Raw genomic sequence first — 20,105 nt, forward strand, 5'->3', positions numbered from 1 at the left:
GAATATAATGGGCAGACAGCGTCAAGGCGCGTCTGTCGGAGAAGAACCGCGATGACGCGCGCGCAACGATTGACTATACGGGCAGGGGGCCACAGCGCCAGACCCTGCCGCGCGCCGTCCGAAATCGCCCGTACAAGACACCTCCCCAAAAGTGCCTGTCCGCCTGGACGGGTCAGGACAACGCGTTTGGCGCGGTGCACCAAGGACAAATGGCTAAGAAAATGCTTATCGATGCCACCCACGCCGAGGAAACTCGGGTTGTGGTGGTCGATGGAAACAAGGTCGAGGAATTCGATTTTGAATCCGAAAACAAACGCCAGCTCGCTGGTAACATCTATCTTGCAAAAGTAACACGGGTCGAGCCGTCGCTGCAGGCGGCTTTTGTGGACTATGGCGGGAACCGGCATGGGTTCCTTGCGTTTTCCGAGATTCATCCGGACTATTACCAGATCCCCGTCGCCGACCGCGAGGCGCTGATGGAGGAAGAGCGCGCCTATGCCGAGGCGATGAAAGCGCGCGACGAGGCTGAGGAAGCGAAGCCCAAGAAGCGCCGGTCGCGGTCGCGGAGCAAGGCAGCGGATGTGAAAACCGATGATGCAGTGGAAACGCTGGAGGTGTCGTCGGAACCGTCGGGCATGGAAACCATTGACCTGGATGACGGGGATGAGAACGCCGATATGGCCGTTCCCGAAGGTTCGTCTCCGGTCGATCGCGTTGCGGAAACGCCGGTTGAGGAACCCGAAGAGGATGCGGCTTCCGAGGATACTCCGGCTGAGACTGAAGAAGCGGATACTGAGGTTGCATCGGAAGATGACCAGCCGGATGTATCGGTGGAGCCAGAGCTCGCAGAGGAATCTGAGCCTGATGCTGCCATTACGGATGACGCGGTGGCAGAAGAAGCTGCGGAGACCGAAGAGGCAGAAGGAAAACCTGAGGACGAGGGCGAGGCGCGTGCAGATGCGACGGCCAAGGATGACACGATTGAATCAGTGGCGGATGAGGATGACAGCGAAGACATTCGTCCTCCGCGCAAACCGCGCCCGCGTCGGTACAAGATTCAAGAGGTCATCAAGGTCCGCCAGGTTCTGCTGGTGCAGGTCGTCAAGGAAGAGCGGGGCAATAAAGGTGCCGCACTGACCACCTATCTCTCGCTTGCAGGGCGTTATTGCGTGTTGATGCCGAATACCGCGCGTGGCGGTGGGATCAGTCGCAAGATCACCAACGCTCCGGATCGTAAGAAGCTGAAGGAAATCGCTGCCGAGATTGACGTTCCCACGGGCGCAGGTCTGATCATTCGGACCGCTGGCGCCAAGCGTACCAAGTCCGAGATCAAGCGCGACTACGAATACCTGCAGCGCATGTGGGAACAGATCCGCGAACTGACGCTGAAATCCATCGCGCCAGCTAAGATCTATGAGGAAGGCGACCTCATCAAACGGTCGATCCGCGACCTTTACAATCGCGAGATCGACGAGGTTCTGGTCGAAGGCGAGGGCGGCTATCGCATCGCCAAGGACTTCATGAAAATGATCATGCCGTCACACGCCAAGAACGTGAAGCGGTATGAGGATTCGTTGCCTCTATTTGCGCGTTATCAGGTGGAAAGCTATCTGGCTGGGATGTTCAACCCTACCGTACAGCTGAAATCCGGCGGCTATATCGTGATCGGCGTGACTGAGGCGCTTGTGGCGATCGACGTGAACTCGGGGCGGGCGACCAAGGAAGGCTCGATCGAGGAAACCGCGCTCAAGACCAACCTTGAGGCGGCCGAGGAAGTCGCGCGCCAGCTGCGCCTGCGCGATCTGGCCGGTCTGATCGTCATCGACTTTATCGATATGGACGAGCGTAAGAACAACTCGGCTGTCGAAAAGCGCCTGAAGGACAAGTTGAAAACCGACCGTGCCCGCATTCAGGTGGGTCGGATTTCCGGCTTTGGACTGCTTGAGATGAGCCGTCAGCGCCTGCGCCCCGGTATGCTTGAGGCGACGACACAGCCTTGTCCGTCGTGCCATGGCACAGGGCTGATCCGCTCGGATGATAATATGGCGCTGACCATTCTGCGCCAGATCGAAGAAGAGGGCACGCGTCGTCGTTCGCGCGAGGTATTGGTACGCTGCCCTGTCAGCATTGCGAACTTCCTGATGAACCAGAAGCGCGAGCATATCGCGCAGATCGAGGCACGCTATGGCCTGTCGGTTCGGATCGAAGGCGATATTCATCTGGTCAGCCCCGATTTCTCGATGGAGAAGTTCAAGACTGCCAGCCGAATTGTGCCCGAAGCCACCGCGCCTGTTGTGTCGGTGGACGCATCCTTGATGGATCTCGTGGATGCAGATGAAGAGGAAAAGGTCGAGGAAGAAACGCCTGTAACCGATGAAGAGGCGAAACCCAAACGCAAACGTCGTCGTCGGCGGCGCAAGAAAAGCAACGGGAATGGCGATCAGGCCGAGGGCACTGCGGACGAGGCTGAAAGCCTGGACGAACCCTCTACGGAAGATGCACCTGCCGAAGCGGATGCGGCCGAGAAAAGCGACGAGGAAGCAGAGGTCAAACCAAAGCGCCGTCGCGCACCGCGCCGCAAAAAGAAAGAAGAAGCACCGGTTGAAGATGAAGTCAGCGCCGAGGCGTCTGATGAGGCCGAGACACCTTCGGAACCCCTTGAAGCGGCAGCGGTTGAAGAACCGCGTGTCGAAGCTGCCGAAGAACCTGCGGCCGAGGCGTCAGAGGATTCCCAAGAAGCGGAGCCTGCAGTCGCAGCGGATGAACCTGTGGCAGAACCCGAAACCGAAGAAGTTTCCGAAGAAGGAGCTGCAGCAGAACCTGTTGAAGAGCTTAGCGCCGAGCCAACCGCCGAACCCGTTGCCGAAGCCACGGAAGAACCTGCAGCGGAACCCGTCGCTGAAGCTCCGCAAGAGCCTGTGGTCGAAGAACCGGTTCTTGAGGTTGTGTCGGACGAACCTGAAAAGCCCGCTAAGCCGAAAAGGCGTGGGTGGTGGTCATTGGGACAGTGACCAAAGGGCGGGCCAATGGCCCGCCTTTTTTGTTCAGTATTGAAACAATTCTAGCCGATTTTCTGGATGATGTAGATCTGATGCCCGTCTGCTTCGTCCTGAGAAACGAGGCGATGACCGCTTTCCGCGCAAAAATGCGGAACGTCGACAACGGCTGCAGGATCGTCGGCTAAGACGCGCAACAACGCGCCTTCTGGCATAGATTTCAGCCGCTTACGTGCCTTGAGGACGGGTAGGGGGCATAGCAGCCCCAAAGCATCAAGTGTATCAGATGGGTTTGACATAGGCCTGAAATATTTCCAACTTGGCTGGGTGTCCAGCGTGCAACCACGAGGATGTGACCGAATGGCCCCGTGACGTTCACGGCCTCATACCATATGTGCTGAAACATGTTCGGAATTGATATCATAGACGCGGGCCTGCTGCCTGCTATGTTCATCGCGATGCTGGGCGGGCTGATCAGTTTTCTGTCGCCTTGCGTTTTGCCCATCGTTCCGCCTTATCTGGCGTATATGAGCGGCGTGTCGATCAACGAAATGCAGGATCAGGCGGCCGCTAGACGCAAGGCAACTCTGACGGCGTTGTTCTTTGTGCTTGGCCTGTCGACTGTCTTCCTGTTGCTGGGCTTTACCGCATCGGCCTTCGGGGCCTTTGTGCTGCAAAATCAAGTGCTGTTCGCAAAGCTGTCGGGCGCGGTTGTTATCGTGTTCGGCCTGCACTTTCTGAACGTGTTCCGCATTCCTTTCCTGGACCGGGAAGCGCGGATTGAAACGGGCGACTCGGGTGGTTCCGTGTTTGGAGCCTATATTCTGGGCCTTGCATTCGCCTTCGGCTGGACGCCCTGCATCGGGCCGCAACTGGGGGCGATTCTGTCTCTGGCCGCGTCCGAGGCCTCGGTCGCTCGGGGAACTTTGTTGCTGGGCGTTTATGCGGCCGGGCTGGGTATTCCGTTCCTGCTGGCAGCGATGTTCCTGAACCGCTCGATGACTGTGATGAACAAGATCAAACCGCACATGGCGACGATCGAGAAAGTCATGGGTGGCCTGCTGCTGTTCGTAGGTATCATGCTGATCACCGGCCTGTTCACTCAGTTCAGCTGGTGGCTGCTGGAAACCTTCCCTGCGTTGGCAAATTTCGGTTAAAAACCGGACCCCTCTTACCTTGCCGGTAACGCTGCGCTAACCTGCGCCGCAGAAGGTAAGTGCATGCGCAGTCACGACAATCACAGGCAGGTCAAACGACGTCGGGTGTTCTATATTCCCGGCTATGACCCCATTCATCCCCGCCGGTACCGAGAGCTTTACCGGACCGAAAGCGCGGCTCAGGCGGCCCTATCAGGGTATGAAATCACACTATCGCCGAGAACTGGCGATGGGCCTTATGGTTGGCACGTGCGATCCGTGCAGGACGGGACGGCGGTAGAGGCCGAGTTTCAGGTGCTCGTGTGGTCGGATATCGTGCGCGACAGCATGTCGAACTCGATACCGGCGACCTATGGGCAACTGATCAGAACTGCGTGGGTCTATATCTCGACTGGGGCTTTGTGGCGATTGATGAAGCTCCGCAAAGGGCCTGTAATCGCGGCGCTTTATCCGGTTGCGATGTTGCTGATCCAGTTGGGTGTCGCTGTCGGTGCCGCGTTGGGGGTATGGGCGCTTCTGTCGTCGATACTGGGCTGGGTGGCCTGCCTTCCTGCCACCGCATTGGGCTATGCTTTGCTGCGATGGTTCCGCAAAATCGACAACCGCCTGTTCGCCTATTACCTGATGCATGACTACGCCTATTCCGCTGCATTACGGGGGCGAACACCAAATGCTTTGCAGCAACGCCTTTGTGAATTCGCGTCGTTGGTCGACGCCGCGCTGAAGGACGATTTGGATGAAGTTCTGGTCGTAGGTCACAGTTCGGGCGCGCATCTTGGTGTCGCCGTCCTGGCCGAGCATATCCGGTCTGCACTCCCTGACAGAGACGGTCCAACACTGTCTTTTCTGTCGCTTGGTCAAGTGGTTCCGATGGTCTCTTTTCTGCCGGACGCGACCGACTTACGCGCTGATCTGCAATTCCTCTCGCAGCAAGAGGGGGTGACGTGGGTCGATGTCTCGGCCCCAGGCGACGGATGCGCCTTTGCGCTTTGTGATCCCGTGTCTGTGACAGGCGTTGGAACCGATGCGAAGAAGTGGCCTTTGGTGCTATCGGCCGCCTTTACGCAGACACTTTCACCAGAGCGGTGGAGGCAGTTGCGTTGGCGGTTCTTTCGGCTGCATTTTCAGTATCTTTGCGCTTTCGACCGGGCGGGAGCCTATGATTATTTCCGTGTGACCGCTGGACCTTTGACGTTGGGTGCACGTTTTGGGGATCGCGCACCGTCCAAATCGCGCATTGATACGCCTGTATCGAAATACCGCTCGGTGGTCGGATGAATCCGCCCAAGCCGACCCCGCGGCCAGACAAGGTCTCGCTTTGGCGGTATCTCAAATTGTTTCGGCAGGATCTTTTGTCGGCCCAGCCACAACGGCTCTACCGGGCATGGATGGCTGAGTTTCGGACTGTTTTCTTACGCTCCTACATGATCAACCAGCCGGAGCTGGTTGAAACTGTATTGAAAAAGAGGCCCGACGACTTCCCCAAGTCCAATCGCATTGCCGAAGGCCTGCGCCCTTTGCTGGGCAACTCGGTGTTTCTGACCAATGGTGACACGTGGAAGCGCCAGCGGCGGATCATTGATCCTGCCTTCGAAGGCGGCCGCCTGAAAGATACCTTTCCGGCGATGCAGGATGCCGCGCAAGCCGCCAGCGATCGGTTGCAGCAAAGCCTGAACCAGATCCTCGAATGCGAGGAGTTCACCAGCCACGCGGCGGCGGATGTGATCTTTCGCACCCTGTTTTCCGTGCCAATCGAGCATGAAGTTGCCGCGCAGGTGTTCACTAAATTCCGCGCCTATCAACGCAGACAGCCCTTGTTGAACCTCGCCGCGTTCCTACCGCTGCCTAGCTGGATGCCTCGGTTGCATTCGCGCCAAACAAAACAAAATGCCCGAGAAATCAGAGAGCTGATCGAACATCTTGTTTCAGCGCGCGCCGCGCTGATCGCCCAAGGTAAGGCGCCAAACGATCTGGCAACCAAGATCATGACGACCCCGGACCCCCAGACTGGCAAGTGTTTCGACACAGACGAGATGGTGGATCAGGTGGCCATCTTCTTTCTGGCTGGCCACGAGACCAGCGCATCCGCATTAGCGTGGGCCCTGTACCTACTGGCACTGTATCCGGACTGGCAGGACAAGGTGGCTGAAGAGGCCGCAGCGCTGGACACCCCCGGCATGACCGCCGTTGCTGGCTTGAAGATCAGCCGCGATGTGTTCCGCGAAACCCTGCGCCTATACCCGCCGGTCCCGATGATGGTGCGGCAGGCCACATGCCCCGAAGTCTTTCGGAACCGGCAGATACAACCCGGTGCTCAGATGGTTATCAGCCCCTGGCACCTGCATCGTCATGAACGCCTGTGGGACAATCCCGACGGGTTCGACCCCGGCAGATGGCACACTGAGAATGGCAAAACCTGCCAGCGCACCGCGTTTATTCCGTTTTCGGCAGGCGCACGGGTCTGTAGCGGGGCAGGGTTTGCGATGGTAGAAGGGCCTTTGATCCTGTCTACGCTGCTGCGCCGCTATAGCTTCGAACTGGTCGAAGGCCAAACACCGGTTCCCGTGGCTCATCTGACCGTTCGCTCAAAAGATGGCATTCGGTTGCGTGTGGTTGAGCGCTAACAAACTACCATCACCAATCACGTTGCTGTATGCGGTTGAAAACAGCGGAATCATTTCGAACGGGAAAACCTTATGTCCAAATCAGAACAGCGCGCGCAAATGGCCAATGGGGCGGGGTTTATCGCCGCTCTGGATCAAAGCGGTGGTTCGACCCCCAAGGCGCTGGCGCTTTATGGTGTTGAGGCATCGGATTACAGCTCGGATGCTGAGATGTTCGGCGAAATCCAGAAGATGCGCGCGCGCATCATTCTGGCCGATGACTTCACTAAGGATAAAGTGATCGGCGCCATCCTGTTCGAACGTACCCTGGGCGAAGAGATCGACGGCAGGAAAGTTGCCGATTACCTGTGGTCGCAAAAAGGGATCGTGCCGTTCCTCAAGATCGACAAGGGGCTAGAGGATGAAGCGAACGGCGTACAGATGATGAAGCCGATCCCTGGCTTGGCGGATACGTTGGCCAAGGCCGACGGTGTTTTCGGCACCAAGGAACGTTCTGTCATCCATGAGGCGAATGCAGAGGGCATCGCCGCTGTGGTCGCCCAACAGTTCGACGTCGCACGCGAGGTTGTTGCAGCTGGTATGGTGCCGATTGTCGAGCCTGAGGTAAACATCAACTCTTCCACCAAGGCCGAGGCTGAGGATATCCTGAAAGCGGAAATCCTGAAGAATCTCAACCAGTTGGAGGACGGGCAGGATGTAATGCTGAAGCTGACCATCCCCAGCACCGCCAATCTTTACGATGCTGTGGCCGATCACCCGCGTGTTCTGCGCGTTGTGGCGCTTTCGGGTGGGTATTCGACTGATCAGGCCTGTGCGCTGCTGTCCGAGAACGGCAAGATGATCGCATCTTTCTCGCGGGCGCTGACCGAGGGTTTGTCGAAACAGCAATCAGATGCCGAGTTCAACGCGGCGCTGGGTGGCAATATCGACAAGATCTTCCAGGCTTCGGTCTGATCTGACCTAAACCGGTTTTGTGAATTCGCGGCGCAAACGCGCCGCTTTTTCACGCATCACGCACCCTTCCGCGTGATCATTCACAAGCCCCATCGCCTGCATGAAAGCAAAAACCGTGGTGGGGCCCACGAATTTCCAGCCCCGTTTCTTCAAATCCTTCGACATCGCAATGGACTCGGCCGAGGTTGAGGCCGTTTGCGGAACCGGGGGCATTGTCGTCTCATACCGCCACACATAGGCTGCCAGCGACCCCTCGGCCGCAATCAATTCCTGCGCCCGTTGGGCGTTGTTGATCACGGCCTCGATCTTGCCGCGATGCCGGATGATACCTGCATCCTGCAACAACCGTTCCACATCCGCGTCATCAAATTGCGCCACCTCTTTGATATTGAAATGTTTAAACGCTTTACGGAAATTTTCGCGTTTGGACAGGATTGTGCGCCAGCTTAAGCCGGATTGAAAACTTTCGAGGCAGAGCTTTTCGAATAACCGTTGATCATCCGCGACTGGATATCCCCATTCAGCATCGTGATACGCAAAGAACTCAGGTGCGGCCTGACACCAGGCGCATCTGGGTTGGCCGTCCGGGCCTTGTACGGTCTTCAACATGTTTGTACCCTTTTTGTTCCATTGACGCTACTGCGCCTCAGGCCAAAAAGCAATCGCTCACGGACGGTTGCGGTACCAGTTCAGTACATAGACCCGAATTGCCGACGCTAACCCGATATCAGGGTCACGCTCCACATCAATCTGCGCAGCCAACGCATTGATAGGCATCTGTTTTTGCTTTGCAATATCCCGAAATGCGGACCAAAATTCATCCTCAAGCGAGACCGAAGTTCGGTGCCCTTTGAGGGTCACAGAGCGTTTGACAGGGCGCCCGCTCATTCATCTAACTCGTGATTGTCCAGATCGCGTGTCTGTTTTTCTCGATCCAGCCGGTCCGCCTCTTTCTGAGCTTTACTGCGCCCGAAAGCGACGGCGTTCTGGTCAGCGCGGGCCTTTTTGTTGGCCCGCGCTTTTTCCTTGCGGTACCGGTTCAGATTGACCGGTTTGCCCATCAGTCCCTTGGACCAATCATCTGTTCGGGGCGGACAACTGCGTCAAAGGTCGCCTCATCCACGAAACCCAGCGCGATGGCCTCTTCTTTCAAAGTCGTGCCATTCTTGTGCGCGGTTTTGGCAACCTTAGTGGCGTTGTCATAGCCAATGGTGGGGGCCAGCGCTGTCACCAGCATCAGCGATTCCTTCATCAGCTTGTCGATGCGTGGTTCGTTGGCTTGGATGCCTAGTAGCATCCGTTCCGTAAAGCTGTCCGCAGCATCGCCCAGCAACTGGATGGATTGCAGCAGGTTGTAGGACATCATCGGGTTGTAGACGTTCAGTTCAAAATGACCCTGACTACCTGCGAATTTGATCGCGGCGTCATTGCCCATCACATGGGCTGCTACCTGGGTCAGTGCTTCGGCCTGAGTCGGGTTCACTTTACCGGGCATGATGGACGAGCCGGGCTCATTCTCGGGCAGGATCAGTTCACCAAGGCCTGAACGAGGACCGGACCCCAAAAGCCTGATATCATTGGCGATCTTGTAGCAACTACCGGCAATTGTCGCCAAAGCGCCAGACAGGAATACCATGGCATCATGCGCGGCCAGCGCCTCGAACTTGTTGGGCGCGGTGACAAAGGGCAGGCCGGTGATTTCTGCCATATTGGCTGCCACAGCCTCGCCCCATCCGTGCTGCGTGTTCAAACCGGTACCTACAGCTGTACCGCCTTGGGCCAACTCATAAATGCCGGGCATTGCAGCGTTTACACGTGCGATTCCCTGTCGGATTTGATGGGCATAGCCGCCAAATTCCTGGCCAAGCGTCAGCGGGGTCGCGTCTTGCGTATGGGTACGGCCGATCTTGATGATATCTTTGAACTCATCCGCTTTCTGTTCCAGTCCACTGGCCAGCTTTTCCAGGCCGGGCAAGAGGACATCCCGAACGCTCATCGCGGTTGCGATATGCATGGCGGTTGGGAAGGTGTCGTTTGACGATTGCCCCATATTGCAGTGATCATTGGGGTGCACCGGGTCCTTCGATCCGATTACGCCGCCGAGAATCTCGATGGCGCGGTTTGCAATCACCTCGTTCGAGTTCATGTTCGATTGGGTGCCGGAGCCGGTTTGCCACACTACTAGCGGGAAGTTGTCGTCGAACTTCCCTTCAAACACCTCACCAGCCGCCTGAATTACAGCATCCGCAATCGTTGCGTCCAGTTTGCCGTTTGCCTTGTTCTGCATGGCGCAGGCTTTCTTGATCACCCCTAGCGCACGCACGATGGCGACGGGCTGTTTTTCCCAGCCGATGGGAAAATTCATGATCGAGCGTTGCGTCTGCGCGCCCCAATACTTGTCTGAGGGAACCTCCAACGGGCCAAAGCTGTCGGATTCGGTGCGGGTCTGGGACATCGGTCACTCCGTCTTGTATGCCGTTGCATGCCGTTTACGCACAACTTTAGCATCATGCAATCGGCCAGTTGCGCGCACCATAAACTTAAGGTGGGCAAAGGTATAGATCGTGCCGAGTGTCATTTTCTTCTGTTAAACTTCAAACGGACCATTGTACGCGCCGGTAGGTGAGCTAGAATAAAACATCATCATTTTGGAGGCGCACGTGCTCCTACAAGTTCCGGTTCATTCCTTTAGACTTATTGGCCTTATTGCAGGTTGGGTGGCGTTTTTTTCGGTCGTCGCATTGCCATCGCATGCTGCTGAGATCACGCCCTTTGTCGGTGACTATGTAGGTTCGGCCAATATGGTTGATCAGGATGGCACCGAAACCCCAAGGGACATGAGCGTTTCGATCCAAGAGAACAAAAACGGATTCAATGTCAGTTGGAAAACGACGACCTACAAGCATGACGGGCGCGTGAAAGAGCAGGCCTTCTCGATCGACTTCAACCCCTCTGAGCGATCTGATGTTTTCTCGGCCGCGATGCGCCGAAACGTTTTCGGGCACGAAGTGCCGTTGGACCCGATGCAAGGCGAGCCATTCGTCTGGGGCCGCATCATGGGCGACACCCTGACCGTGTTTTCGTTGTTTATTGATGAAAACGGTGGATACGAGCTGCAGCAATTCGACCGCACCCTGGCGGAGGGTGGGCTTGATCTATCCTTTTCCCGGTTTCGCAACGGGATCAAGTCCCGCTCGGTCGAGACCTTCCTGAAAAAACAATAATCCCGACAGGGTTACTTCCGGAAACTGTCTAGCGACACGACATCAGCGTCATGATGCTCGTCCTGCTCGGCCTCGATTTCAATCGGCGCCTCTGCTATCGGTACCTCATCGTCCTCATCTTCGGCGCTTTCAAAACGCAATCCGAATTCGACAGAGGGATCGACGAAAGTTTTGATCGCAACATACGGAATATACAGCGGTTCCGGCGCATCACCGAAGTTCAGCGTAATTGCAAAACCCGAGTCTCCGACTTCGAGGTTTTCGAACCAGTGCTGCATGACGATCGTCATCTCTTCTGGATATCGCTCGCGCAGCCAATCGGCCATTTCAACGCCGTTCTGACGCGTGTCGAAAGTAATAAAGAAATGATGCGCTCCGGGAAGACCGTTTTCAGAAACGCCGGTCAGAACCGTTTTGATCAGCCCGCGCATGGCGGTGTGCATCAGGTTCCCGTAATCAATGTCCTGCGACATGTGTCATCCTCAAATATGGTGCCCTTCAGCATAAGGGATTCCATTGGAAACGAAAGACCGAGAGTCGCGGGATTGTTCAAAGAAAATACGTTCCGACACCGGCTATGGCCATCAGGGCCAATGTCTTTCCCATGCCGAATTTGAATCGAAATATCAACACTCCAGCGATCAAAGTTAATATCAGGGCGGAGATATTGAGCGTATTTGAAGCGGGCCAGGGCAAACGAACAAGCCCCCACGCTATCTCTGTCACGTCCGTGAAAAAAACATGCAAGGCAAACCAAAGAGAAAGGTTGAGAATCACACCCACAACTGCCGCCGTTATGCCATGCAATGCGGCTGAAAGGCGGGGTCTGGCGGCCAGCTGGTCCAAGTATGGTGCGGTTAGGAATATCCACAGGAAACACGGCACGAATGTAGCCCAAAGCGCAACGATTCCCGCAGCCAACGCCAACGGCAATCCTGCCGTTGTTTGTCCGGTCAGCATGGCGACGAATTGGGTAACAAGGATAAGCGGGCCCGGGGTCGTTTCAGCCAAACCCAATGCGTCGATCATCTGGTTGGTTGTGATCCACTCGTATCTTTGGACGACGGTTTGCGTCATATACGCAAGAACGGCATATGCGCCACCAAATGTTACTACTGCCAAACGGGCGAAAAACCAACCCAGATCGCTTAACAGTTTAGCGCCCGCAATGCTGAGGAGAAACAAAGGTGTCAGCCACAGAGTGATCCAAATCAGACAGGTGCGCACAGGGTTAGTTTGGGGCGAGGAAATGCCCGATACGGAAGACTGGCCCCCATCAAGCCGTAGATACCCCCAAACCGCGGCACTCAGAATAATGACAGGAAAGGGCAGTTGCAGTGCGAAGATGGTCAGAAAACCGAACAGGGCGATAAGTTTGCTTTCGCCACTGGTCAACGCGCGGCGTGACAGATTGCGCAATGCTTGAATGACAATGACGATGACTGTTGCCTTCACTCCTAGAAAGCCCGCTTGGACGAAAGGAAGGTCACCAAACCGAGCGTAAAGCAAAACCAGAGCGCCAATAACTATTGCACCAGGCAGTACAAATAGAGTGCCGGCAATCAAACCGCCGGGCACGCCGCGCAAACGCCAGCCGGCATAGGTGGCCAACTGCATTGCCTCGGGGCCGGGAAGCAGCATGCAAAGTGACAGCGCCCGCAGATAGGTGTGTTCATCCAACCAAGGGCGTTTTTCGACAAGTTCTTCGTGCATCAATGAGATTTGCGCCGCGGGTCCGCCAAAAGATAGCAGGCCAATACGTCCAAAAACACGGATCAACTCGGGGACCGAAGGGGGCGTCATCTGGTTCTGTCCATGAAAACGGCTAGGTATTGCGCTGACGTCAAACGACAGCTGCTGCGAGCAATTCCACTTTCAGTGCGCGAAGTTAGGTCTAAGCAACAAAGAGTTACGGCGGGAATATTGCGTTTTTGTCTTTGGAGTACATTCAGAATAGGTTGAATAGGGCACGGCATGTCACTTGCCTCAGGCACGACCACGCGAAGCTTGGGGTTACCCCATCACGGGTGTTCGCGACCTGACCCTCTGCCCGTTGCTAACGCGCATCAGACAAACGGGTCAAGCGCCCCGCAAAACTATACCCAATCCAACCGCTGCCCGGTCATGCAAACAGGCAATGTATCCCTTGGGAACTGTCCTAATTGCTCGAAAAGCGAGATGAAGTCGAATTGGTTATATGCCTCAACCATTTTGTCGCCGCGAAAGCGCGCCACGACCTGACCCGTCACCTCAACCGGGGCACCATTGTCAGCCCGAGAGGTTTGAACGTGCAAAATACTGGACACCCAATCGCCGTTCTCGATGGTCTTACGTACATCAATTGAGATTTCTCCCAAGATATGGCGAAAAGCCATGACTAAATCACGAAAGTCGTCGGCACCGACCTGCATCTCGGGGATCAACCCCTCAGCCGCTGTATCAGGCGTGAAATACCGATCAATCGCATCGGTGTTGCCGTTTTCCCAAACCTCGGAATACCACTCACGTAGGATCTCTGCATGTGACATCTCAGCTCTCCTGTCTTGCTGGAACAAAGATGAACAAAAGGAGTGAACAAAATCTGAACACTGAAGATAAAATGAGGTGGAGAAATGCAGGTTTCTGTTGCCAGGTACCTGCGAACCCCGCCTTACGCGGCTAGGCGCAAGGGCTTAAGTTTCGGTCTTGTTACTGCTTACGCAGCAACTGCAACCGGAGCACGATTGTCGTTTGCAATTGTACTAGTTTCGCCGATAACGGTGGCAGACAGCCGAGACAAAGCTAACCCCTTTAGACGTTCGTCGATCCTATTTCGGCCCCGAAATCCTCAAACGAAGGATGATTGGTGGAGCCGCCGGGTACCGCCCCCGGGTCCGATCCGCTTATTACGAGCGCGTTTATGTCCATAGTCCCGAGGGACACATCTTATATAGGTGAGGGACGTCGGGGATGCAATTGTTCAGTTTTAGAGCGTGTATTACATAATTACAGTTGCTTACGGTGCTTTATTCAAGTTCGCCACTATCAACCACAGCGCAAGTACCGCTTCGATTCCGCCAAAAGTCAGGGCCTTGACCAAAGGCGGATTGTCCAGAATGACCGACAAGAACCGACCAAGTGCTGCGCCCGCATAGACCACGCCCAGCATCGCATAGGCCATTGGCGCATTAAGCCATAGGACCGCTATTCCCGTCACAACAAACAATCCGCCAACCGAGGCGCGCATCTCGCTCAGCCCCATGGTGCTGTTGGTCGGGGCCAGATCCAGCGCGTTGGCGGTATAGGCCGGAGCCAGAAAGCCAAACAATCCAAAGCCGATGGTCAGCACGGCCGCAATGATATTCAGGACGGATACCATCAGATCCTCGCTAAGCTGGTTTGCGTCGCTGTTCCGCGACATCATGGGCCAGTTTTCGTGTGTATTTTTCAAGCTTTACGAGGCTCTCATCAACCACGTCTGCATCGCCGTTTTCCAGGCCGTCGGCAATCTGGCTGTGCAGCGAAATGATTTCCTCGCGGGACCGGGCGGTGAAGGTGATCATGTTCATCAGTGGCTGCATCGCTTCGACCGCACCCGCCAACTGGTAGGACAACACAGGGTTTCCTGCGCCGTCGACCAAGGCACGGTGGAAGGCCACATCTGACGCGCAGAAAGCTTCATCGGTCAGGCCCGGCTGCGCTTGACGAAAGATCTCGGCCCGCATGGTGGCCAGTTGATCGGCCGTGCGCCGTTGGGCCGACAACCGGGCGCAGGCGCGTTCCAAGGCATAGCGCGCCTCGCAGGCGGTGTCGAAACTGACCGTGTTCATGGACAACAACAGTGTCGACGTAGTGATTTGCTGGGAATAGGCGTCCTCAAAGCTTAACCGATTGACAAAAGCACCGCCGGTCGCGCCCCGTTGCGTGCGGATCAGAGACTGCGCAGCTAGCCGCTTCAAGGCCTCGCGCACCGTCGGGCGCGACACCTGAAATTGGTCGGCCAACTCTGCCTCGGACGGCAAACGCTCATCAACGATCAACTGGCCCGAGACGATGGCATCGCGTATCGCCTGCGCAATCTGCGCGGACAGGTCGGCAGGCTTCTGAGGATCGATTTTCATATTCCGGCACCTGCTGGTACGTTTTTATTTGTCTGACATTTAAAAGTCTGACATTTGAATTGCAAGGACTGAGTCGGGAGGGACAAGTGAGTCGCGCAGTTCTCCGCAACGGGTTTTGGCTGGGGTTTTATGCTCTGATCCTGTGGGCGTGGTGGATGATGTTCACCATGAGCCGCGCAATGGACCTGGACTGGATCGGCCGTCCGGGTCCGATGGGACAGGCCATGGCCGCGATGGATCCGCGGATGGACATGTATATGCCGATGGCCGAGTTCGGCCCCTTGTTCTGGATGTGGGCAATCATGATGGCTGCGATGATGCTGCCGACATTGGTTCCGACCCTGCGCAGCTATGACGACCTGATCCGCAGCGCCAATGGCACGCGGGCAGGGTGGCTGGGCGTGCTGGCCGGTTATTTCGCTGTATGGGTCGGGTTTGCAGCACTTATCACGGCTGTCCAACTGGCGCTGTTGTTCGGTGGCGTGGTTGACATGCTGGGCATCCCCAAATCGACGTTCTTATCCGGCGCTTTGATGATCGCAGTGGGCGCATTTCAATTCACCCGCGCTAAAGAGGTCTGCCACGGCGTCTGCCATGCGCCGATGAGTTATTTTCTGGGCCACTGGAAAACCGGATTTACTGGCGGACTGCGAATGGGGCTAGGACTTGGCGCATTCTGCGTCGGCTGCTGCTGGGGCTTCATGGCGCTTGGTTTTGTTGGTGGCGTCATGAGCTTGTTGTGGATGGGTCTTGCGACCTTCTTCATGGTTCTCGAAAAACTGCCTCAGATCGGGCACGCGATCACGCGTCCGCTGGGGTTTGCTTTGATTGCGGGCGGCGCTCTGCTGCTCATCTATCCCTTTGCTTACGGAGGATAAGCCGATGGCTAAAAACAGAAAAACAGATTCGGACCGCTTGCCGATCAGTCAACGGATCGACAGCCGTATGCCCAACCCCAAACGGCGCGAGATGAGCCCGACCAACTGGGCCATCAAAGGTGAACTGATCCTGAATTGTTCCTGTGACGTGTTCTGTCCCTGTGTGGTCTCGCTGGGCGCGCATCCTCCGACTGAGGGGCATTGTCATGCATGGATGGGCGTCATCATCGACGAAGGTCATTTCGAGGGCGAGGACCTGTCGGGACTGAATGTAGGCCTTCTGGTGGATATCCCGGGCCGTATGGGTGAGGGCCAGTGGAAGGTCGCGGCTTATGTGGATGAACGCGCCAGCGGGAAAGCCTATAACGGTTTGCTGCAAATCTTCAGCGGGCAGGCGGGCGGCACCACCGGGCTGTTCACCATGCTGGTCAGCGAGATCATCGGGGCAGAGCGCGCTCCGGTCGTCATTGAACGCGATGGCACCAAGCGGCGTATCGTGATCGGCCGAAAAATTCAGGGCGAAATTGAAATGATGGCGGGCAAGGATCCGGATCACCCTGTGATGGTCTCGAACTCGAAATACTGGATGGGTCCGGATATCATCGTGGCACGTGGCACCAAATCCAAGGTGCGGGACTATGGCCGGGTGTGGGATTTTGGTGGTAAATCGGCCGAGATTTGCCCAATCGACTGGCATGGACCCAAGTGATGATCACCGCGGCCTATGTGCAGGAGATGGCGCGCTATAATCGCTGGCAGAACAGTCAGTTGAAAGAGTTCTTTAGCGCACTCACCACCGAGGAATTGAACCGTGAGCGCGGAGCGTTTTTTGGGTCGATTCTTGGGACGGCCAATCATCTGCTTTGGGGTGACTGGATTTGGATGTCACGTTTCGACGGAGGCGAAGGACCCGACGGTGGCATTCCGGAAAGCACGGCGATCTGTGCTGATGTCGATGAGTGGGTGGCGTTGCGTGACGTTGTCGATGCCCGGATCGAGGGTTGGGTCACCAGCCTGAAGGATGAGGCGTTGTCAGGGCCCTTCACATGGTTTTCAGCGGCAAAACAAGCCGATGTCACAAAGCCCTACGCGCAATGTGTGATGCATTTCTTCAACCATCAGACACATCACCGGGGTCAAATTCATAAGATGTTGACCGAGACCGGATCGGCAGCGCCGGTCAGCGATCTGGTCTTCTTACCACAGGAGGGATGAATGGCTCAGGTTTCGTTTTCACGTCGGTTGCGCCGGACCCCTTTCTCTGAGGGTGTCGAGGCGGCGGGGGTCAAGGCCTACACAGTCTATAACCGGATGTTGCTACCCACCGTTTTCGAGTCGGTAGAGGCCGACTACCGACACCTCAAGGAACATGTGCAGGTATGGGATGTATCGTGCGAACGTCAGGTCGAGTTGCGCGGCCCGGATGCAGCGCGTTTGATGCAGATGCTGACCCCACGTGATCTGCGCGGCATGTTGCCAGGTCAGTGTTTCTATGTGCCCATCGTGGACGAAACCGGCGGGATGCTGAACGACCCGGTGGCCGTGAAGCTTTCCGAGGACCGCTGGTGGATTTCGATTGCCGATAGTGACCTATTGTTGTGGGTAAAGGGTATCGCCAATGGCTATCGGTTGGATGTTCTGGTGGATGAACCGGACGTGTCCCCTCTGGCAGTGCAAGGTCCCAAAGCCGATGAGCTGATGTCGCGTGTATTCGGCGACCGCGTGCGCGATATCCGGTTTTTCAAGTTCGACATGTTCGCGTTCGAAGGCCGCGACTTGGCCGTTGCACGCTCGGGCTATTCCAAACAGGGCGGGTTTGAGATCTATGTCGAGGGCTCGGATATCGGCATGCCGCTGTGGAACGCGCTGTTTGCGGCGGGGGAGGATTTGAATGTGCGGGCGGGGTGTCCGAACCTGATCGAGCGGATCGAAGGTGGATTGCTGTCCTATGGCAACGATATGACCGACGACAACACGCCACATGAATGTGGATTGGGCAAGTTCTGCAACACGCACACGGCAATTGGGTGTATCGGTCGGGATGCGCTGTTGCGCGTGGCCAAGGAAGGACCGGTGCAGCAAATCCGGCCGATTGCGATTGACGGCGCGGCGGTACCGCCCTGCGATCGGCCTTGGCCAGTCTATGTTGACGGGAGACGGGTGGGGCAGGTGACGTCTGCTGCTTGGTCTCCGGATTTTGGCACCAATGTTTCCATCGGGATGTTGCGGTTGAGCCATTGGGATGCCGGCACTCAGGTAGAGGTTGAAACACCTGATGGGATGCGTAGCGCAATCGTGCAGGCGCATTTTTGGACTTAGGCGTGGTTGGGGGCTCTGCCCCCGTCGCTGCGCGACTCCCCCGGGATATTTTTTGCCAGGTGAAGGACGGGGCCTGGCACCATGAGATGAAAGGAACGTTCAGATGTTTAATGCGTTGGTGATGGAGAGAGACGACGAGAGCGGTCTGGCCAGCCCCGTGGTCAAACAGCTGTCAACCGATGACCTGCCTGCGGGTGAGGTTACAGTTGCGGTCGAGTATTCGACGGTCAATTACAAAGATGGTCTTTGCATGTCGCCCAAAGGTGGCGGTCTGGTGCGCAGCTACCCGCATGTGCCGGGCATTGATTATGCTGGTACGGTCGAGGCGTCCGCGGATGATCGTTACAAGCCCGGCGACAAGGTTGTGCTAACTGGCTGGCGTGTGGGTGAGGCCCATTGGGGTGGTTATAGTCAGAAGGCCAACGCAAGAGCCGACTGGCTGGTACCGCTGCCCGATGGGTTGGACACGCGTCAGGCGATGGCTGTAGGAACCGCTGGGTTTACCGCCATGCTGGCCGTCATGGCGCTTGAGGATCACGGCCTCAAGCCTGGCAACGGGCCGGTGCTTGTAACCGGTGCTGCGGGCGGTGTTGGTTCGGTTGCGACAGCGATTCTGGCAAACTTGGGCTACGAGGTCGCAGCAGTGACGGGCCGGGCCGAAGCGGGCGATTACCTCAAATCTTTGGGGGCTACGACCATTGTTCCTCGTGATGAGTTGAACGAGACGATCAAGCGTCCGCTGGAAAGCGAGACATGGGCAGGCTGTATCGATGCCGTTGGTGGTGACATGCTGGCCCGTGTTCTGGGGCAGATGAAATACGGTGCGTCGATCTCGGCTGTTGGTTTGGCAGGTGGCGCCGGACTTCCGGCAACCGTCATTCCGTTCCTGCTGCGTGGTGTAAACCTGTTGGGGATCGATAGCGTGATGCAGCCCTACGAGAACCGCGTTCGGGCGTGGAAACGCGTTGGGACCGATCTGCCCATGAACAAGTTGGAGGCCATGGTTCACCCGGCCACACTGAGTGATCTGCCACAATTGGGCGCTGATATCCTTAAGGGGCAGGTCAAAGGCCGGGTGGTTGTGGACGTAAACGCCTGAACCCATGTCAGAACACCGCACCGGTCCGGCGCTGCCCGGACCGGTTCCTGCGCCCTTGAACGACCGTGAAAATGCCGCAAACAGCTCTGGTCATTGGCGCAATTCCAGATCATCATCGCTATACATCCCAATTGTGATGGCTTATGAGCCATCCCAACAGCACCTGAAGACGGGGAGTGAGCAGAATGGCTGACGATTTCGAACTGGATACCGATGATCTGAAGCGCCGCATGGAAGGCGCGATGTCCAACCTCAGAACCGAATTCGCATCGTTGCGGACCGGGCGGGCTTCGGCCTCGATGCTGGAGCCGGTGATGGTTGATGCCTATGGTTCGATGACGCCTATCAATCAGGTTGGCACGGTCAATGTACCCGAGCCGCGTATGGTGACGGTCAATGTCTGGGACAAAGGTCTGGTCGGCAAGGTCGAAAAAGCCATTCGCGAAAGTGGGTTGGGGATCAATCCGCAACTAAACGGGACGATCATCATGCTGCCGATCCCGGAGCTGAACGAAGAACGTCGTCGCGAGCTGGGCAAAGTCGCCGGTCAGTATGCTGAACATGCGCGCGTCTCGATTCGTAACGTGCGTCGGGATGGGATGGACCAGATCAAAAAGGCCAAGGCAGACGGGATGTCCGAGGACGATCAGAAGTTCTGGGAAAGCGAAGTTCAGGACCTGACCGATCAGATGATCAAAACCGTGGATGCCGCGCTTGAGACCAAGCAGGCCGAGATCATGCAGGTCTGAGACCG

At 56.6% G+C, this 20,105-nt stretch carries 22 protein-coding genes and 1 other RNA gene; 12 read left to right on the plus strand and 11 right to left on the minus strand.

All coding sequences use genetic code 11. The features are described from left to right. Window positions 1-209 precede the first annotated feature (209 nt). Complete coding sequence (locus AC2FJ6_RS00240; RefSeq protein WP_496668102.1) at window positions 210-3,011, plus strand: Rne/Rng family ribonuclease; 2,802 nt, start codon at window positions 210-212, stop codon at window positions 3,009-3,011. Window positions 3,012-3,061: 50 nt separating this feature from the next. On the opposite strand, the gene AC2FJ6_RS00245 is transcribed toward AC2FJ6_RS00240, so the two are convergent. Continuing rightward, entirely contained in the window at window positions 3,062-3,295 is a 234-nt protein-coding gene (locus AC2FJ6_RS00245) for a sulfurtransferase TusA family protein (RefSeq protein WP_170769679.1), read from the minus strand. Between the two features lie 105 nt (window positions 3,296-3,400). Between AC2FJ6_RS00245 and AC2FJ6_RS00250 the strand changes: the two genes are divergently transcribed. The 4 genes from AC2FJ6_RS00250 to AC2FJ6_RS00265 all read left to right on the plus strand — a co-directional run bounded on the left by AC2FJ6_RS00250 (window position 3,401) and on the right by AC2FJ6_RS00265 (window position 7,731). Next, the gene (locus AC2FJ6_RS00250; RefSeq protein ID WP_170769680.1) at window positions 3,401-4,153 is read left to right on the plus strand and encodes a cytochrome c biogenesis CcdA family protein; all 753 of its coding nucleotides are present in this window, start codon (window positions 3,401-3,403) and stop codon (window positions 4,151-4,153) included. A 63-nt stretch (window positions 4,154-4,216) separates the two neighbouring features. Continuing rightward, the gene (locus AC2FJ6_RS00255) at window positions 4,217-5,431 is read left to right on the plus strand and encodes a SoxR reducing system RseC family protein (RefSeq protein WP_170769681.1); all 1,215 of its coding nucleotides are present in this window, start codon (window positions 4,217-4,219) and stop codon (window positions 5,429-5,431) included. After that, window positions 5,428-6,777, plus strand: coding sequence for a cytochrome P450 (locus AC2FJ6_RS00260; RefSeq protein ID WP_170769682.1), 1,350 nt, complete (start codon window positions 5,428-5,430; stop codon window positions 6,775-6,777). The genes AC2FJ6_RS00255 and AC2FJ6_RS00260 overlap by 4 nt, the downstream gene beginning before the upstream one ends. 72 nt (window positions 6,778-6,849) lie before the next feature. Beyond that, complete coding sequence (locus tag AC2FJ6_RS00265; RefSeq protein WP_170769683.1) at window positions 6,850-7,731, plus strand: fructose bisphosphate aldolase; 882 nt, start codon at window positions 6,850-6,852, stop codon at window positions 7,729-7,731. 6 nt (window positions 7,732-7,737) lie between these two features. On the opposite strand, the gene AC2FJ6_RS00270 is transcribed toward AC2FJ6_RS00265, so the two are convergent. The 4 genes from AC2FJ6_RS00270 to fumC are packed head-to-tail and all read right to left on the minus strand — an operon-like array spanning window position 7,738 to window position 10,186. Further along, the gene (locus AC2FJ6_RS00270; protein WP_170769684.1) at window positions 7,738-8,340 is read right to left on the minus strand and encodes a DNA-3-methyladenine glycosylase I; all 603 of its coding nucleotides are present in this window, start codon (window positions 8,338-8,340) and stop codon (window positions 7,738-7,740) included. Window positions 8,341-8,397: 57 nt separating this feature from the next. Continuing rightward, on the minus strand, window positions 8,398-8,619 hold the full coding sequence (locus AC2FJ6_RS00275) for a ribbon-helix-helix domain-containing protein (protein ID WP_170769685.1): 222 nt from the start codon (window positions 8,617-8,619) through the stop codon (window positions 8,398-8,400). Next, on the minus strand, window positions 8,616-8,792 hold the full coding sequence (locus AC2FJ6_RS00280; RefSeq protein ID WP_170769686.1) for a DUF4169 family protein: 177 nt from the start codon (window positions 8,790-8,792) through the stop codon (window positions 8,616-8,618). The genes AC2FJ6_RS00275 and AC2FJ6_RS00280 overlap by 4 nt, the downstream gene beginning before the upstream one ends. Next, the gene (gene fumC, locus AC2FJ6_RS00285) at window positions 8,792-10,186 is read right to left on the minus strand and encodes a class II fumarate hydratase (RefSeq protein WP_170769687.1); all 1,395 of its coding nucleotides are present in this window, start codon (window positions 10,184-10,186) and stop codon (window positions 8,792-8,794) included. Before fumC ends, AC2FJ6_RS00280 begins: the two co-directional genes overlap by 1 nt. A 205-nt stretch (window positions 10,187-10,391) precedes the next feature. Between fumC and AC2FJ6_RS00290 the strand changes: the two genes are divergently transcribed. Further along, the gene (locus AC2FJ6_RS00290; protein WP_237215913.1) at window positions 10,392-10,955 is read left to right on the plus strand and encodes a hypothetical protein; all 564 of its coding nucleotides are present in this window, start codon (window positions 10,392-10,394) and stop codon (window positions 10,953-10,955) included. Window positions 10,956-10,966: 11 nt separating this feature from the next. Here AC2FJ6_RS00290 and AC2FJ6_RS00295 read toward each other — a convergent pair whose 3' ends face one another. From AC2FJ6_RS00295 to AC2FJ6_RS00320, 6 genes are all read right to left on the minus strand, one after another. Next, a complete protein-coding gene (locus AC2FJ6_RS00295; RefSeq protein ID WP_170769688.1) occupies window positions 10,967-11,428 on the minus strand; it encodes an SspB family protein in 462 nt (153 codons plus the stop codon). Window positions 11,429-11,504: 76 nt separating this feature from the next. Continuing rightward, window positions 11,505-12,758, minus strand: a complete 1,254-nt coding sequence (gene chrA, locus AC2FJ6_RS00300; protein ID WP_480873741.1) for a chromate efflux transporter — start codon at window positions 12,756-12,758, stop codon at window positions 11,505-11,507. 293 nt (window positions 12,759-13,051) lie between these two features. Beyond that, entirely contained in the window at window positions 13,052-13,483 is a 432-nt protein-coding gene (locus AC2FJ6_RS00305) for an ester cyclase (protein ID WP_496668104.1), read from the minus strand. Between the two features lie 83 nt (window positions 13,484-13,566). Continuing rightward, window positions 13,567-13,914: a transfer-messenger RNA gene (gene ssrA, locus AC2FJ6_RS00310) on the minus strand. 36 nt (window positions 13,915-13,950) lie between these two features. Next, window positions 13,951-14,313, minus strand: a complete 363-nt coding sequence (locus AC2FJ6_RS00315) for a DUF4345 family protein (RefSeq protein ID WP_170769691.1) — start codon at window positions 14,311-14,313, stop codon at window positions 13,951-13,953. 10 nt (window positions 14,314-14,323) lie between these two features. Then, a complete protein-coding gene (locus AC2FJ6_RS00320; RefSeq protein WP_170769692.1) occupies window positions 14,324-15,055 on the minus strand; it encodes a FadR/GntR family transcriptional regulator in 732 nt (243 codons plus the stop codon). A gap of 86 nt (window positions 15,056-15,141) precedes the next feature. Between AC2FJ6_RS00320 and AC2FJ6_RS00325 the strand changes: the two genes are divergently transcribed. The 6 genes from AC2FJ6_RS00325 to frr all read left to right on the plus strand — a co-directional run bounded on the left by AC2FJ6_RS00325 (window position 15,142) and on the right by frr (window position 20,100). Further along, window positions 15,142-15,933, plus strand: coding sequence for a DUF2182 domain-containing protein (locus AC2FJ6_RS00325; protein ID WP_331252075.1), 792 nt, complete (start codon window positions 15,142-15,144; stop codon window positions 15,931-15,933). Window positions 15,934-15,937: 4 nt separating this feature from the next. Further along, window positions 15,938-16,642 (plus strand): DUF1326 domain-containing protein, encoded by a 705-nt coding sequence (locus tag AC2FJ6_RS00330; RefSeq protein WP_170769693.1) that lies wholly within the window; start codon window positions 15,938-15,940, stop codon window positions 16,640-16,642. After that, entirely contained in the window at window positions 16,642-17,148 is a 507-nt protein-coding gene (locus AC2FJ6_RS00335; protein WP_170769694.1) for a DinB family protein, read from the plus strand. The genes AC2FJ6_RS00330 and AC2FJ6_RS00335 overlap by 1 nt, the downstream gene beginning before the upstream one ends. Then, on the plus strand, window positions 17,149-18,252 hold the full coding sequence (locus AC2FJ6_RS00340; RefSeq protein ID WP_170769695.1) for a dimethylsulfoniopropionate demethylase: 1,104 nt from the start codon (window positions 17,149-17,151) through the stop codon (window positions 18,250-18,252). 103 nt (window positions 18,253-18,355) lie between these two features. Continuing rightward, the gene (acuI, locus tag AC2FJ6_RS00345) at window positions 18,356-19,351 is read left to right on the plus strand and encodes an acryloyl-CoA reductase (RefSeq protein WP_170769696.1); all 996 of its coding nucleotides are present in this window, start codon (window positions 18,356-18,358) and stop codon (window positions 19,349-19,351) included. A 185-nt stretch (window positions 19,352-19,536) separates the two neighbouring features. After that, window positions 19,537-20,100, plus strand: a complete 564-nt coding sequence (gene frr, locus AC2FJ6_RS00350) for a ribosome recycling factor (protein ID WP_170769697.1) — start codon at window positions 19,537-19,539, stop codon at window positions 20,098-20,100. The last annotated feature ends 5 nt before the right edge of the window (window positions 20,101-20,105 follow it).

This window comes from Ruegeria sp. CDSA089, from assembly GCF_059612205.1.